Here is a 14,102-nt window from a genome sequence, read left to right on the forward strand (position 1 = left end):
CCCATGCTCGATGCATCGAATGCCGTCAGCCTGACCGTTGACGGCCTGGACTATGGCGGCTGGAAAAACGTCGAGATCTCCGCAGGGCTGGAACGCCAGGCCCGCGACTTCAACCTCGGCATAACGTGGAAGTGGCCGGGTCAGCCTATCGCGATCCCGATCCGCCAAGGCTCCAAGTGCCAGGTGTGGATTGGTGGCGACCTGGTGCTGACCGGCTGGGTATTTGCCTCACCGATAGCCTACGACGATAAGAGCATCACATTGACAATCTCCGGCCGCTCGCTGACTGCCGACCTGGTGGACTGCGCGGCGGTCAACAAACCGGGGCAGTGGAGCGGCCAGGGCGTGCTGGCCATCGTGAAGGCGCTGGCCGCGCCGTATGGCATCAAGGTGCGAAGCGAGATCGCCGAAACCGGCACGCTGTCCGATCACACGATTGAGCCAGGTGAGACGGTGTTTGAGTCCATCGACCGTCTGCTGACCCTGTTCCGGGTGTTCTCCACGGATGACGCCACGGGCATGGCAGTGCTGTCGAAGCCCGGCAGCGAAGGCTGGGCCAGCGACAAGCTTGAAGTAGGGCGCAACATTCTGACCGGTGATGCGGGCTTGGATTTCTCCGGGGTATTTTCCGAGTACCGGGTTCTTGGCCAGCGCAGCGGGACCGATACCGAGTTTGGCGAAAAGGCGGCTGAGGTTTCCGCCGTGGTCACGGATGACCGCACCACCCGCAAGCGCGTGATGATCATCAAGGAGTCCGGCCAACTGAGCGACAAGCTCGCAATGGACCGGGCTCGGTGGGAAAGCGTCACCCGCATCGGCAAGGCGTTGAGCACTACTTACAAGGTGCAAGGGTGGCGCCAGTCGAACGGCGCGCTGTGGAAGCACAACATGTTGGTGCGGGTGGTGGATCCCATCATCGGCATGGACCGCGACATGCTGATTTCGGAGATCACCTATTCCCTCACGGAAAGTGGCACCGTCACCACGATGGTGGTCGGCCCGCCCGACAGTTTCGAGCCCGAACCGAACGACCGGCACAAAGACCGCAAGCTCAAGAAGGGCGGCAAGGCCGACAACTTCGAATACCTACTCCCTGCTGACTGGAAGCCATCCGAATGAGCCTGATGAATCTGCTTGTGCGCGGAACGGTGGTGCTGGCCAACTCCGCGAAAAAGATGCAGGCCTTGCAAATGCGGCTTTTGGCTGGCGAGGTCAAAGACAACTTGGAGCACTTTGAGCCGTACGGGTTTACCAGCCGCCCGCTTCCAGGTGCTGAGGGCATCACCGCATTTCTGGGTGGTGATCGATCTCACGGCGTGGTGTTAGTGGTCGCTGATCGTCGCTATCGGATCCTGGCCATGGAAGAGGGTGAGGTGGCCGTGCATACCGATGAGGGCGACAAGATCCACCTCAAGCGCGGTCGGATCATCGACATCGAAACCCGTGTCCTGAACGTCAAGGCCGATGTGGCGGTGAACTTCGACACGCCGTTGATCACCCAGACAGGTCAGATTGTTTCCGATGGCGACCAGATCGCCGGCGGCATCAGTCAGGTTGGGCACCTGCACGACAAAGTGACGCCAGGCCAAGGTCAGAGCGGCCCGCCCGTTGGAGGTGCTGAATGATCTTCGCCCCAAGCCGAGAAGCTTCGCTGAGGCGCGCGGTGGTTATCAGCCTGTTTACCTGGCGCCGCGCCGAGACGGATGACCCGCTCGATGACGATGAGCGCTACGGCTGGTGGGGTGACAGCTACCCCAGCAGTGCTGATGACCGTATCGGCTCGCGGTTATGGCTGCTGCGGCGGGTCAAGCTGACCGCCGATACCCGCCGTGATGCCGAGTTCTACGCTCGTGAGGCGTTGAAGTGGCTGATCGAGGATGAAGATGTTGACAACATCGAAATCCTCAGCGAGCAGGTAGGCGCCAACCGGCTGAACCTGCGGGTCATCCTTATCATCAGCACCGGCGCACGCCTGGAAATCAACTCAAACCAACTGTGGCAGGTGATCTATGCCGTTTGAAACGCCAACGTTACCGGTGCTAGTCAGCCGTACCCAGAGTGACCTGGCCAGCGACGCGCTGCGGCGCTCAGATGCACAGGTCTTATCGCGTGCATTGAGCGGTACAGCCTATGGGCTGTACGGCTACCTGGACTGGATTGCACAACAGATTCTGCCCGATACGGCCGATGAGGAAACCCTGGAACGCGTTGCCAACTTGCGCTTGAGCCAACCGCGAAAGCCCGCCCAGCCGGCAGAGGGCACTGCCAGCTTCACGGCTGCCGCTGGCCGGCTGGTGGATGTCGATACGGTGATGCAGTCAAACGACGGCCGGGCGTATCGCGTCACCGAAAGCGTGACCACGGTCGCGGGTGCCAACACCGCCCAGCTTGAAGCGGTCGACGCGGGCACGTTGGGCAACATCGAAGCGGGCATGGTGCTGACGTTGATTCAGCCGGTCGAGGGGCTGATCAGCACCTTCACGGTGTTGGCCCCTGGCTTGATCGGGGGCATTGCCCAGGAAAGTATTGAGTCGCTACGCGCGCGAGTGATGCGGTCGTACCGCGTAATTCCGCATGGCGGCTCGGCGGACGACTACGAAACCTGGGCTTTGGAAGTGCCAGGTATCACTCGTGCCTGGTGCCGACGGAAATTCATGGGGCCGGGTACCGTTGGCTTGTTCGTGATGCGCGACGATGACGCCAACCCGATCCCCGATGCCGCCCAGCTCGCGGAGGTGAAAGCCTATATCGAGCCGCTACGGCCAGTCACGGCAGAACTGTTTTTGCTTGCACCCGTACAGGCGCCGGTGGTGTATCAAATTCGCCTTACGCCCGACACCAGCGCTGTTCGTGCTGCTGTTGCGGTGCAGCTGCAAGACTTGCACAACCGTGAAGCTGGCCTTGGCGACAAGCTGTTGATCAGTCATATCCGTGAGTCCATCAGCAGCGCCACGGGCGAAACCGATCACGAGCTGGTATCGCCAACGGCTGATGTACTGGCCGCAACCAATCAGTTGCTGACCTTCGGGGGTTGCCTATGGCTGGATTAAGAACCGCCGAGCAGTACCGCGCCCAACTGCAAGCGCTGCTCCCAGCCGGACCTGCATGGGATCCGGAGTTGGTCCCTGAGGTGGGGCTGATCTTGTCGGGAGTCTCCACGGAGTTCGCCAGGCTTGAGGGCAGGGCGGCCGACATCCTCAACGAGATGGACCCAGGCGGGGTGAGTGAGCTGGTACCCGATTGGGAAAAGGTGATGGGCCTGCCGGACGAATGTCTAGGCCTCAACCCGGCGTTCGAGGATCGCCGCCTGGCGGTTCGCCGTCGTCTTGTTGAAGTGGGTGGCCAGAGCCGCGCGTACTTCATCGAGATCGCCGTGAGCCAGGGATACCCCGGCGCAACCATTACTGAATACCGAGCGCCCCGCATGGGGCGTTCCCGTTTTGGCTCTGCGCACTTCGGAACTTGGGGTGCCCAGTTCATGTGGGTGCTCAATACCGGTGGACGCCAGCGCGCCGGCCGGCGTTTCGGTGCGAGCTTTTGGGGTGAACGGTTCGGTACCAACCCTGGGGACGCGCTTGAATGCCTGATCCGCAGGCCGGCGCCGGCGCACACCGTCGTGCACATTAATTATGACTAAGGGGTGAAACGTGGACTTTCCAAAAAGTGTACCTGGTGTTGGGTTGGTCAATGGGGAGTTCATTGACGAGGATCCGTTGGCGGCAACGCCGGGGTCATTGATCCCCTCTGTTTGGGGGAACTCGGTCACGCATGAAATATTGAATGTGATTAAAGATGCCGGGCTTGAGCCTGCCGAAGCCGATAATACCCAGCTATCGAAAGCGATTAAGGGGCTCGTTGACGAAGTTTCTGTGACGTTCGCTAGCCAGGAAGATGCAGAAGCCGGAACCGATACAACTAAGGCAATGAGCGCAAAGCGGGTTTTTCAGGCGATTGCAAAGGTTGTAACCCAGGCAACGGAAGTTGCATTTGGTTGGCTGAAAATCGCCACCCTGTCGCAAGCCAACTCCGGCACCGATGATGCTACGGCTATAACGCCCAAAAAGCAGGCCGCTGTAATCCAGACTCAAACCCTGAATTCAGGATCGACGGGAGGCACGGCCACTGCGTATACTCTTACCGGTATCCCTGGACTGGCTTCATACGTCACTAAGTTACGGCTGAACGTAACTTTCCACATCGACAGCGGCGCCAACCCGACTATCAACGTAAACGGTTTGGGCGATAAACGTCTTAAGCGATATAACAATGTAGGTGCCAAAGTCAGCGCTGTGGTGACTGCCGGTTTCATATCGGACATCCTCTACGACGGCACAGATTTTTTGGTAATGAACCAAATACCGGTGGCGGCTGCGTTGTCGCAAGGGCAATGCAAGTTGGGCAAAGTCGGCGCGAACATCGTGTTGTCCCAATTAAACGGCAATAACATTATTATCGGTGGGGCACCCCAAATCGTCCCTAGTACCGGCGTATCCCTTGCTCCTACCGGGCTGACGCCAGGCATCCTGTACTACATATACGCCTTCATGTCTGCCGGGGTTATGACTCTCGAAGCTAGTGCTGCTGGGCATGCGACAGACGCAGATACTGGCGTAGAAATCAAGTTGGGAGATGCTTCGCGCACTTTGGTTGGCATGGTGCGTCCAGTTGCCGGCCCCGCCTTTCAAGATACGGCAGCTCAACGCTTTGTACTCAGCTACTTTAACCGAGTGAATATAACTGCTTCGGCACCACTCACAGCAAACGTATCTACAAGTTCTGCAACTTACGTTGAACTTTCTTCAGTATTTCGCTGTGAGTATCTGTCTTGGGGCAATGAGCAAGTGAAAATGAAGTTTGACGGCAGTATTACCTCGGTAGCAGCCGTCACGTCCCTGATGTACATTGCGCTATCTCTAGATGCTACGGCCCTCCAAGACGGCTCTCTTATTTGCTCCACGGTAAGTTCGGGCGTAACAATTCCCGGAGCGTCAAGCAGCCCTCCAAATGTTACTGAGGGGTATCATTTCACGTCCGTATTTGGGAGAGCTAGCGGTGGTCAAACGCTCACTTGCTTAGGCGCGTCGTCTGCCCCAGATCGATGCGTTGTAAAAACCACCGTGAGGGGTTAAGAAAATGGCCAAGACCAAAGCTAAAAAGCAGATCGGTCCAAATTTTCACTATGAGCTTGTCGAAGCTGGGGTGCTCGGGCTGCCGTTTGGGTGGACCAGCGACGGGGATTTCACGTTCAACGAAGACATGACCCAAGAGCAAACCGAAGCCGTCTTGGCGGTATACGAGGCCCATGACCCAGCGAAAGAAGTAGAACAGGCAGCAGCTGAATAACCATTTGCTGTAAATGAATAACCCGGCCGCCATGAGCGGTTTTTTATTGCCTGGAGAAAAGCAATGGCACGTCTTTCCGAATCGATCGCCGGCGGCCGTAACGCGCTAGCGTTCCTCGATATGCTCGCCTGGTCCGAGGGCACCAGCACCTCTCCAGCCACGGCCATGGATGGTTACGACGTGATCGTCACTGGCATCGACGGCAAGCCTGAGGTGTTCAAGGACTTCACTGATCACCCATTCGCCAAGGGGCGCGCGTCGAAGGTCATCAACAGTAAGGGGCTGACATCCCCCGCTTCTGGCCGGTACCAGCAGATGCTGAAGGACTGGCCGCATTACAAGGCCTTGCTCAAACTGCCGGACTTCAGCCCGATCAGTCAGGACTTGCTGGCATTGCAGCACATTCGCGAGTGCCGGGCCTTGCCTGACGTCTTTGCCGGACGGATCGAGACGGCTATCTCTAAGTGTCGACGCATCTGGTCCAGCCTGCCGGGGGCCGGTTATGGCCAGCGAGAACACCGGCTGGAGGATCTGCTGAGGCGGTACCGCCTGGCGGGTGGGGTGATGTCGTGACACCGCTGGATAAGCTGATCGGGGTTGGCCTTGCCGTGGCGCTACTGCTGGTCTTGGGTGCCGGCGCTGGGGTCTGGCTTGCTGCTCGCCACTACCGGCCGCTACTAGAGGCGGCTAACAACGACCTGACCAGCACCAAGACTGCCCGTGACAACCTGGTAACGCTCGCGGGCGAGCAGGGCAGGAAACTCGGGGAGCTGGTGCTTGCCGGGGAGTTGCGGGAGCGGAATGCCACGTTGGCGCAGGAGAAGGCGAGCCAAGAGGCCCAGCCAGACTACGCCGCAGCCAATCAGCTGTTGCGGGAGCGGACTGGTGGTGACCCGGCTCACACTGCCGCGTCGCTCATCGATCAGGAGTTGGGGCTATGAGGTATCTGTTTGTGGTGCTGGCTCTGGTGCTGGCTGGGTGCGCGGGCAGGGAGCCCGAGGTGCGCACTGTTCGGGTGGAGGTGCCGGTGCTGGTGCCGTGCAAAACGACGGCAGTGGCAATTCCCCCGTGGGCAGCGCAGGGGCTCAGGAAGTCCGACAGCTTAGAGGTGAAGGTACGGGCATTGCTGGCTGAGCGACGACAGCGGATCGGTTATGAGCGTCAATTGGTGGCAGCGGTTGTTGCGTGTCATTAAAGGCGCGTTTCGCGCCCACGACCTGCAGCGATAAATTCCGCTCACCAGGTCTCATTCTGCAATCGCTCAATCTCCTTATGCTCGGACCATTTACCCTGCACATCAAGGTCAATGTAGCCTTCTCCCGAGCGCGAAAGGTTTGTCTTCGGGTCGTTGTTCCGCTGGATCTCCTCGAATGCAGGTCGAGAATCCTCATGGCTTTCATCTTTCTGAAAGAATTTCTTTATCCCGGCAAGCATGTGAGTCCCTCCTAATTTTTTCGGTCCGAAAAGTCTAACAAAGCTTGCCAATAGGCATGGGCAAGAATCTTGCGTGTTTTCGCTGACAGCATATCTGATTTGAGGATGGACTACGTTCGGCAATGCTCTTCCTGGCTGAGCTCTGATGCTATGGCAGAAGCCGACGCGGCGAGTCGTAATCCATTCCGCAATTGGATTCATGCCCCCTGAATTTAGAGGGCTCCAGCTATACAAGATCTTCAGTGTTGCGGAATTTATTTGAACGTAAGCTATTGAATAATAAAAACTAATTTGTGGATTGCAAATCCGCCTACGCCGGTTCGATTCCGACCTCGGCCTCCACTCTTGAAAACCCCGTAGATTAACGTCTACGGGGTTTTTTATTGGCTGCAAAACAGCAAGACGATTTACCCCTCTTTAACGCAGAGCCCGTTTCACAGCTCAACTCGCTTGCGCGCGCGTAATACGCTGACTCTTTACCTCAGCGGCATACGCCCCCATCTTTTCTTTCTGAACGGCAAGCAAACCACAGATCTTCATGAGTGCCACCGCTTCCACCGGCGTTCTGGCGCTCGCGGCTATAGCCTTCAGCTCAACGATCGACCATCCGATCACGGCCGCCACGTCTTCCAAGTCGTAAAACAGTTCCTGCTGCGCAGTCCTGGCCCCGTCGAGGCCTTGTATCAACTCTTGCATCTCTTATCTCCGGGGCTCGATTACCGAGCGTCGCGGTAGCGTGCGCGGTCAAAAACAAAGTTTGTAACTCGGGCCATACAAACCCTACCAACACGTTACACGAAACCCGTGACGCACCCGTGGTTGCGCTGTCTTACCTTGCGAGAAGTTAATCTCGCCAAGTAGAGAGTGTTGTCATGAAGTTGAATTACCTAACCAAGGCGGCCGTTGTTGTCGCACTGTTGTCGACCTTGTCAGGCTGCTGGATGTTCATGCCACCAGGCGGCGGGGGTGGTGGTCACGGTGGTGGCGGTCACGGCCAAGGCGGTGGTGGCGGCGGCGGTGGCGGCCCGCGGTACTGATAGGCAATGGAGGCAAGCCACGGCAAGTGGCTTGCCTCTTTTTTTGCCTGAAGTAAATCACAGGCAAAGAAAAGCCCGCATGGGGCGTGCGGGCTAAAGGGATGTTCATTAGGAGCTGGGTCTACCCTAGGTCATCGTCTGTGAAAGGTTTGTGAAAAGCCTTGGAAACAACCCGCCGCAAAAAAGTGTATGCCTCGATCCGCTTTTAGCTGTACGGGGCGGCAATGCCCGCAACGCACTACTGTCGCAGGCATACCACACCGCTTGGATGCCGCATCATGATTATGTCTACCAGTCTCTTATCGGCCTTTGTGCTGTTCGCCTTCGTGTCCTCGATCACGCCAGGCCCCAATAACACGATGTTGCTGGCCTCGGGGGTCAACTTCGGGTTTCGCCGTTCGATGCCTCACGCGTTGGGGATCAGCGTCGGTTTCATGGTGTTGGTGATTTCGGTTGGCCTGGGGCTTGGGGAAGTGTTCAAGGTGTTCCCATGGGCCTATACCGTATTGCGCTATGTGGGCGCAGCGTACCTGTTGTACCTGGCGTGGAAGATTGCGACGGCGGGGGGCATGTCCGACAGCGAAGATAAGCATGGCAAGCCCATGACGTTTCTGGGGGCCGCAGCGTTCCAGTGGGTCAACCCCAAGGCCTGGATCATGGCGTTGGGCGCCATCACCACCTACACACCCGCCGAGGGTTATGTCACCAATGTGTTGGTGATCGCGCTGGTATTTGCGGTGGTCAACCTGCCTAGCGTCTGCGTGTGGGTCGGTTGCGGCACAGGGCTGCGCAATGTGCTGCGTGAGCCGCGCTGGCTGCGGCTGTTCAACTGGTCAATGGCCGGGTTGCTGGTACTGTCCCTGTACCCGATGTTGTTTGCCAGCTGAGGTCACACTGGCGAAATGGTTGCGAGCAAGCCGATACCAATGGTCAATACCAAAAAACCGAACAGAAAAAGTGCCATCTTGGTCATAAGGCCTCCGAAGGGAAGGGCGACAGAAGTGTCGGGAATGGGTCTATTGTCCACCCAGGGCAGATTTCGGTACAGACGCAGATAGTGATCAAAAAACCGTATCAGATGCGCGCGCATGCGCTGGGCCATGGGTTGTGCAGGGTGGTGATTTTCTAAAGATCAGTCAGGCTGTCAGCGGTTTAATTCGTTGTGTGCCCCCACAACCTGTATCTTCCTACAAGGCACCAGGCAGTTTCCGTAGTGCGAGGCCATATGCAACGTCTGTTGAGCAAATACCGTTACGTCCTGATTTTCTGGCTGTGTTTTGGCATATTCCGTACCTCCCTGGCGGACTGGAACCCGATCCCGTCCGGCTCCATGCGCCCGACCCTGGTGGAAGGCGATGTAGTCTTAGTGAACCGCGTGGCCTATGACCTCAAGCTGCCGCTCACCGATATCTCGTTGATCAAGCTGGATAACCCGCAACGGGGTGATGTGGTGACCTTCACTTCACCCAAGGACGGCGTGCGCCTGATCAAGCGAATCGTCGGCATCCCAGGCGATACGCTGCAAATGAAGGACGAAGTGTTGTGGGTCAATGGCGTGCCGGCCACCTACCTCGACGCGCAATCGATCAGCGAGCGGGTTGCCCCCGGCCAATTTATCCAGGGCATCAAGCTCACCGAACACGCCGCCGCACGTCAGCGCACGGTGCAGTTCATGCCGCAGGTACGCGCCCGCCGCGATTTTGGCCCACTGCAGGTGCCTGCCGACCACTATTTCATGCTGGGAGACAACCGCGACAACAGCGCCGATTCCAGGTACATCGGCTTTGTGCCGCGTCGGTTGCTGATTGGGCATGCGCACCATATCCTCGCGTCGGCGCAGATCCTGGATCACTGGATGCCACGATTTCGCCGATTTGGGGCGCCGATCCTCTAAGATGGCGCCCACTGCATCAACAATAATTAATAGTGGGCTGAGCCTCGATGGAAAGACGTCAATTCAGCGGTGGCATGAAGGGTAAGAACCTGCGCTACCTCAATGAAACCCAGCAGCCGGCGTCGGTCACTCGCGTCGGCTTCTTGCTGCTGGAACACTTCTCCCTGCCCGCATTCACCCAGACCCTCGACACCCTCGTCACGGCCAACCTGCTACGCCCCGATCTGTTTGCGTCACGCACCTTTGGCTGCGCAGCGGATGAAGTGATCAGTGACCTCGGCCTGGTCATCCGCCCCGATGCGCGCCTGGACATCGCCGCTTTGCCTGAGCTTGACCTGCTGGTGATCTGCGGCGGGTTTCGCACCGAGCTCAAGGCCAGCGAAGACTTCACCCACCTGTTGCGCAGCGCAGCTGAACAGGGCATCACCCTGGCCGGTCTATGGAATGGCTCATGGTTTCTCGGCCGCGCAGGCCTGTTGCAGGATTACCGCTGTGCGATCCACCCCGAACATCGCCCGGCGCTGGCGGAAGTGGCCAAGGCCGCGCAAGTCACGAGCGAACCCTACGTCATCGACCGCGACCGACTGACCGCGTCCAGCCCCTCGGGCGCGTTCCATATGGCCCTGGATTGGATCAAAGGCCTGCACGGCAAAGCGCTGGTAGAAGGCATTGAAGACATCCTGGCCTTTGAAGAATCGCGCTACCGGCGCATCAAACCCACTGAAAACGTCAGCGTCAGCGCGCCCTTGCGCGAGGTGGTCAAGCTGATGGACGCCAACCTCGAAGAGCCTCTAGAGCTGGACCAACTCGCCGTCTACGCCGGCCGCTCGCGGCGTCAGCTCGAACGGCTGTTCAAGGAACAACTGGGCACCACGCCGCAGCGCTACTACATGGAACTGCGCGTGACCGAGGCGCGGCGCTTGTTGCAGCACACCGAACTGTCACAAGTTGAAGTGCTGGTGGCGTGCGGGTTCGTATCGCCAAGCCATTTCAGCAAGTGCTACAGCTCGTACTTCGGCTATCGCCCCTCGAAGGAGAAGCGGTTGGTCAAGTAGGCGCGCGGTCGCAAGGATGGTGCTGACTGATCGCTGCCACAGGGGATCGGCGTTGTTGCCAGTACTCGCGTCTGGCGTAGATCCCCTGTGGGAGCTGGCTTGCCTGCGATGGCGATGGTGCAGTCAACCGATTCATCGGCTCACCTTAAATAGCGCTCTATCACCTCAAAACCGGTCCAGTCGATAGGGCCCGAGTGCCGGTATCTGCGCTCGCTGCCCCTGCGGATGATCCAGTAGCCCCACCATCTGCGCCGTCACCGCCGCCTGCGTCAACCCCAGATGCTGATGCCCGAACGCAAGCAACACCTTGCCGTCGCATACCCGGTCAATGATCGGCAGCGAGTCTGGCAGCGAAGGTCTGAAGCCCATCCACGGCGTAGCATTGTCCGCATTCAAATCCTCCCGAAACAGCCCCTTGCTCAACCGATGCAACTGCCAGGCGCGCGCCATGTTTGCTGGGCGTTCGAGGCCTGCGAACTCAACCGTGCCGGCCAGGCGTAAGCCGTCAGCCATGGGCGTCATGATGAACTTTCGTTCCAGCGAAGTGACTGCGAAGGGCAGGCGATTGTGTTCGTTGGGCAGCATCAGGTGATAGCCGCGTTCGGTTTCCAGCGGCACTGTTTTGCCTGTGAGTGTCGCAGTCAGTTTGGCGGAGTGCGCGCCACAGGCGATCAGCACCTGGCGTGCCGTGAACAAGCCTTGGTCGGTGCTAAGCGTCACGCCGTGTTCTTCAACGCGCCCAGCCAACACCTGGCGCTTGAGGAACTGCACGCCACAGGCCTTGGCTGCATTGACCAGCTCACACACCACCTGATGGGGGTCGAGAAAGTGGCCGGTCGCGGGGAAAAACAGCCCACCTAAAATCCGCTCACTTAGCTGCGGTGCAGCGTGTTGTACGGCTTCGGCGGGCCACAAAACAACCGGCACCTGTTGCTGTTGCATGCGCTGGCGCAAGGCTTGGAGGGTCGCGCGCGATTCAGGGTGCTCAAACACCAACAATGAGCCTTCCTCGCGCAACAACTGCGGGCGTTCGATGCTATGCAACAGCTGCTGCCACGCCCCCAGGCTGGCCTCGTTAAGCGCGCGAACACCGGCCACGCTGCGCTGATATTGCGCCGGGCGCAGGTTCAGCAGCAGGCGAACAAACCAGGGCAGGGCACGGGGCAGGTACTTCCAGTCCAGACGCAGGGGCCCCATGGGGTCCAACAGCATGGTCGGCAAACGCCTGATGATCGACATGTCAGCAATGGGGAACACCTGTTCGCTCGCCAAGTGCCCGGCGTTGCCATAGGACGCGCCCATCCCCGGCTCCTGTTGATCAAGCACGACGACGCGCTTGCCTTGGCGGGCCAGTTGCAGGGCGCAGGCGACGCCGATAATGCCCGCGCCGACCACGACGATATCGTTATCGGGCATGGGCTAGACCATGTTCTGTTCCGCCGACCAATTGGCGTACCACTGGCGGAACAACCCATATTGTTGCTCGGCATAGCGGCGCTGGGCATCGCTGAGTACATCGCTCTCGTTGAAGTGCAGGGCGTATTCCGTATCGCCGTTGAGCACCATCAGGTGTTTGTAATACAGCACCAGGTCGCAGCCTTCGTCGAACGACGAGAGCACCGCCAGTGCGCCCTCCAATTCGACGGCCAGGCGGCGGGCCCTGGCATCGCCCTTGGCCGCTTGTTTGCTCAGGGCCACCAGTTGCAGCACTTCGCGGGGCAGGGCATTGCCCACGCCAGTGATGGCGCCGGTGGCGTTGCAGTTGACGAAACCGTGCACCACTTGGGTGTCTACACCGACCATCAGGGTCACGTTATCGTCGTGAGAGGTGATGTGTTCAGCGGCGTAGCGCAGGTCTGCGCCGCCGCCAAACTCCTTGAAACCGATGAGGTTGGGGTGTTCGCGGCGCAGTTCAAAGAACAGCTCGGCGCGGGTGGCGAAGCCGTAGTAAGGGCTGTTGTAGATCACCGCCGGCAGGTTCGGCGCCGCGTTGAGGATCGCCGAGAAATGCGCCTTTTGCGCAGCAACCGAGGCGCCACGGGATAACAGCCGTGGAATCACCATCAAGCCCTGAGCGCCGACCTTGGCCGCGTGCGCCGCATGGCCGACAGCTTCGCGACTGTTCACCGCCCCGGTACCCACTATGGTCGGCACACCCGACGCCACCAGGAGTGCTACGCCTTGCTGACGCTCGGCTTCGGTGAGCAGCGGCCAGTCACCCATGGAGCCGCAATACACCACCGCGCTCATCCCGGCATCGATCAACTGACGCCCCTTGGCGACCAGCGCGTCGAAATCCGGCTTGCGCTCGGCGGTGCAGGGGGTCATCAGGGCGGGAATGCACCCGGTGAAGATGTTCTCGCTCATGGCGCTAACTCCTTGGAATGTTCAAGTGGCGAGAGGCTCAGATGCCCCAGGCGAAAGGGTCCTGTTCGTCGATCAGCAAGGTGCTGTCGGCGGTCATGTAGGCGCGGCCGGTAATGAACGGGCGCACGCGCTCGCCATCCCATTCGTAGCGGCCTGCGAATTGGCTGCCGGTGATGCTGGCTTGAACCCAGGTTTCTCCGGGCTTGAGCTTGCCATCTGCGGCTAGGCACGCGAGTTTGGCGCTGGTGCCGGTGCCACACGGCGATCGGTCATAGGCTTTGCCCGGGCACATTACGAAGTTGCGGCTGTCGGCGTGGGAGTCATCGGCGAACAGTTCGATATGGTCGATCAACGCACCCTCGGCGCCACGAATACCTTGGTCGTCCAGGGCCTTGAGCATCGCCCAGGTGTAGTCGGTGAGGGCATCGACGTTGTCCATCCGCAGGCTTTTGCCGTGGTCGGACACCAGGAAAAACCAGTTACCGCCCCAGGCGATATCGCCCTTGACCATGCCGTGCCCCGGGACCAATACAGCGACTTGTTGGCGATAACGGTAGGAGGGCACGTTGCCCAACGTGACCTTGCCGTCGTCATGCAAGGTTGCCGTCACGCAGCCCACTGGCGTATCGAGGGTGTGCACGCCGGGTGCGATGCGACCCAAATAATGCAAGGACGCAACCAGGCCGATAGTTCCGTGGCCACACATGCCCAGGTAACCGGCGTTGTTGAAGAAGATCACGCCGCAGGTGGCGCCCTGGGTGACCGGCGCGCAGTACAGCGCGCCCACCAGCACATCATTGCCCCGGGGCTCCAGCAGGCAGGCGCGGCGCCAGTGGTCATGGTCGGTGCGCAGGCTGTGCAGTTGCTCGGCGAGGGTGGCGCCGGTCAATTCAGGAAAGCCATTGAGTACCAGGCGCGTGGGTTCGCCGCCGGTGTGGGAGTCGATCACGTGCAGTCGCTTCATAACGCGCT

19 protein-coding genes are annotated in these 14,102 nt (G+C 59.4%); 14 read left to right on the top strand and 5 right to left on the bottom strand.

Features of this window, described 5'->3' with window-relative positions:
* The first annotated feature begins 3 nt into the window (after nucleotides 1-3).
* From ICY20_RS24110 to ICY20_RS24155, 10 genes are all read left to right on the top strand, one after another.
* Nucleotides 4-1,119, top strand: coding sequence for a phage baseplate assembly protein (locus tag ICY20_RS24110; protein WP_194938774.1), 1,116 nt, complete (start codon nucleotides 4-6; stop codon nucleotides 1,117-1,119).
* Nucleotides 1,116-1,625, top strand: coding sequence for a phage baseplate assembly protein V (locus ICY20_RS24115; protein ID WP_194938775.1), 510 nt, complete (start codon nucleotides 1,116-1,118; stop codon nucleotides 1,623-1,625). Before ICY20_RS24110 ends, ICY20_RS24115 begins: the two co-directional genes overlap by 4 nt.
* Nucleotides 1,622-2,020 (top strand): phage GP46 family protein, encoded by a 399-nt coding sequence (locus tag ICY20_RS24120; RefSeq protein WP_194938776.1) that lies wholly within the window; start codon nucleotides 1,622-1,624, stop codon nucleotides 2,018-2,020. The genes ICY20_RS24115 and ICY20_RS24120 overlap by 4 nt, the downstream gene beginning before the upstream one ends.
* A complete protein-coding gene (locus tag ICY20_RS24125) occupies nucleotides 2,010-3,050 on the top strand; it encodes a baseplate J/gp47 family protein (protein ID WP_194938777.1) in 1,041 nt (346 codons plus the stop codon). Before ICY20_RS24120 ends, ICY20_RS24125 begins: the two co-directional genes overlap by 11 nt.
* On the top strand, nucleotides 3,038-3,637 hold the full coding sequence (locus ICY20_RS24130) for a YmfQ family protein (protein ID WP_194938778.1): 600 nt from the start codon (nucleotides 3,038-3,040) through the stop codon (nucleotides 3,635-3,637). Before ICY20_RS24125 ends, ICY20_RS24130 begins: the two co-directional genes overlap by 13 nt.
* Before the next feature lie 10 nt (nucleotides 3,638-3,647).
* Entirely contained in the window at nucleotides 3,648-5,129 is a 1,482-nt protein-coding gene (locus tag ICY20_RS24135; protein ID WP_194938779.1) for a hypothetical protein, read from the top strand.
* Nucleotides 5,130-5,133: 4 nt separating this feature from the next.
* Nucleotides 5,134-5,343: a hypothetical protein gene (locus ICY20_RS24140; protein ID WP_194938780.1), complete on the top strand. Its 210-nt coding sequence runs from the start codon at nucleotides 5,134-5,136 to the stop codon at nucleotides 5,341-5,343.
* A 63-nt stretch (nucleotides 5,344-5,406) separates the two neighbouring features.
* Nucleotides 5,407-5,916, top strand: coding sequence for a glycoside hydrolase family 24 protein (locus ICY20_RS24145; protein ID WP_194938781.1), 510 nt, complete (start codon nucleotides 5,407-5,409; stop codon nucleotides 5,914-5,916).
* Nucleotides 5,913-6,284: a hypothetical protein gene (locus ICY20_RS24150; protein WP_194938782.1), complete on the top strand. Its 372-nt coding sequence runs from the start codon at nucleotides 5,913-5,915 to the stop codon at nucleotides 6,282-6,284. The genes ICY20_RS24145 and ICY20_RS24150 overlap by 4 nt, the downstream gene beginning before the upstream one ends.
* Nucleotides 6,281-6,538 (top strand): hypothetical protein, encoded by a 258-nt coding sequence (locus tag ICY20_RS24155; RefSeq protein WP_194938783.1) that lies wholly within the window; start codon nucleotides 6,281-6,283, stop codon nucleotides 6,536-6,538. The genes ICY20_RS24150 and ICY20_RS24155 overlap by 4 nt, the downstream gene beginning before the upstream one ends.
* A 41-nt stretch (nucleotides 6,539-6,579) precedes the next feature.
* Here ICY20_RS24155 and ICY20_RS24160 read toward each other — a convergent pair whose 3' ends face one another.
* Both ICY20_RS24160 and ICY20_RS24165 read right to left on the bottom strand, forming a co-directional pair.
* Nucleotides 6,580-6,777: a hypothetical protein gene (locus ICY20_RS24160; RefSeq protein ID WP_194938784.1), complete on the bottom strand. Its 198-nt coding sequence runs from the start codon at nucleotides 6,775-6,777 to the stop codon at nucleotides 6,580-6,582.
* 441 nt (nucleotides 6,778-7,218) lie between these two features.
* On the bottom strand, nucleotides 7,219-7,473 hold the full coding sequence (locus tag ICY20_RS24165; protein ID WP_194938785.1) for a hypothetical protein: 255 nt from the start codon (nucleotides 7,471-7,473) through the stop codon (nucleotides 7,219-7,221).
* A 176-nt stretch (nucleotides 7,474-7,649) separates the two neighbouring features.
* On the opposite strand from ICY20_RS24165, the gene ICY20_RS24170 reads away from it, so the two are divergent.
* The 4 genes from ICY20_RS24170 to ICY20_RS24185 all read left to right on the top strand — a co-directional run bounded on the left by ICY20_RS24170 (nucleotide 7,650) and on the right by ICY20_RS24185 (nucleotide 10,763).
* The gene (locus tag ICY20_RS24170; protein ID WP_194938786.1) at nucleotides 7,650-7,814 is read left to right on the top strand and encodes a hypothetical protein; all 165 of its coding nucleotides are present in this window, start codon (nucleotides 7,650-7,652) and stop codon (nucleotides 7,812-7,814) included.
* A gap of 278 nt (nucleotides 7,815-8,092) precedes the next feature.
* Complete coding sequence (locus ICY20_RS24175; protein WP_159962844.1) at nucleotides 8,093-8,701, top strand: LysE family translocator; 609 nt, start codon at nucleotides 8,093-8,095, stop codon at nucleotides 8,699-8,701.
* A 338-nt stretch (nucleotides 8,702-9,039) separates the two neighbouring features.
* Entirely contained in the window at nucleotides 9,040-9,708 is a 669-nt protein-coding gene (gene lepB, locus ICY20_RS24180; protein ID WP_194938787.1) for a signal peptidase I, read from the top strand.
* Between the two features lie 74 nt (nucleotides 9,709-9,782).
* Nucleotides 9,783-10,763 (top strand): GlxA family transcriptional regulator, encoded by a 981-nt coding sequence (locus ICY20_RS24185; protein ID WP_159962878.1) that lies wholly within the window; start codon nucleotides 9,783-9,785, stop codon nucleotides 10,761-10,763.
* 165 nt (nucleotides 10,764-10,928) lie between these two features.
* Here ICY20_RS24185 and ICY20_RS24190 read toward each other — a convergent pair whose 3' ends face one another.
* Genes ICY20_RS24190 through ICY20_RS24200 form a run of 3 tightly spaced genes read right to left on the bottom strand, consistent with a single transcriptional unit; the run spans nucleotide 10,929 to nucleotide 14,094 of the window.
* On the bottom strand, nucleotides 10,929-12,179 hold the full coding sequence (locus tag ICY20_RS24190; protein WP_159962847.1) for an FAD-dependent oxidoreductase: 1,251 nt from the start codon (nucleotides 12,177-12,179) through the stop codon (nucleotides 10,929-10,931).
* A 3-nt stretch (nucleotides 12,180-12,182) separates the two neighbouring features.
* Nucleotides 12,183-13,130: a dihydrodipicolinate synthase family protein gene (locus tag ICY20_RS24195; RefSeq protein WP_194938788.1), complete on the bottom strand. Its 948-nt coding sequence runs from the start codon at nucleotides 13,128-13,130 to the stop codon at nucleotides 12,183-12,185.
* A gap of 37 nt (nucleotides 13,131-13,167) precedes the next feature.
* Nucleotides 13,168-14,094 (bottom strand): 4-hydroxyproline epimerase, encoded by a 927-nt coding sequence (locus tag ICY20_RS24200; protein WP_194938789.1) that lies wholly within the window; start codon nucleotides 14,092-14,094, stop codon nucleotides 13,168-13,170.
* Between the last annotated feature and the right edge of the window lie 8 nt (nucleotides 14,095-14,102).

Origin of the sequence: Pseudomonas pisciculturae (assembly GCF_015461805.1) — a bacterium.
GTDB lineage: Bacteria > Pseudomonadota > Gammaproteobacteria > Pseudomonadales > Pseudomonadaceae > Aquipseudomonas > Aquipseudomonas pisciculturae.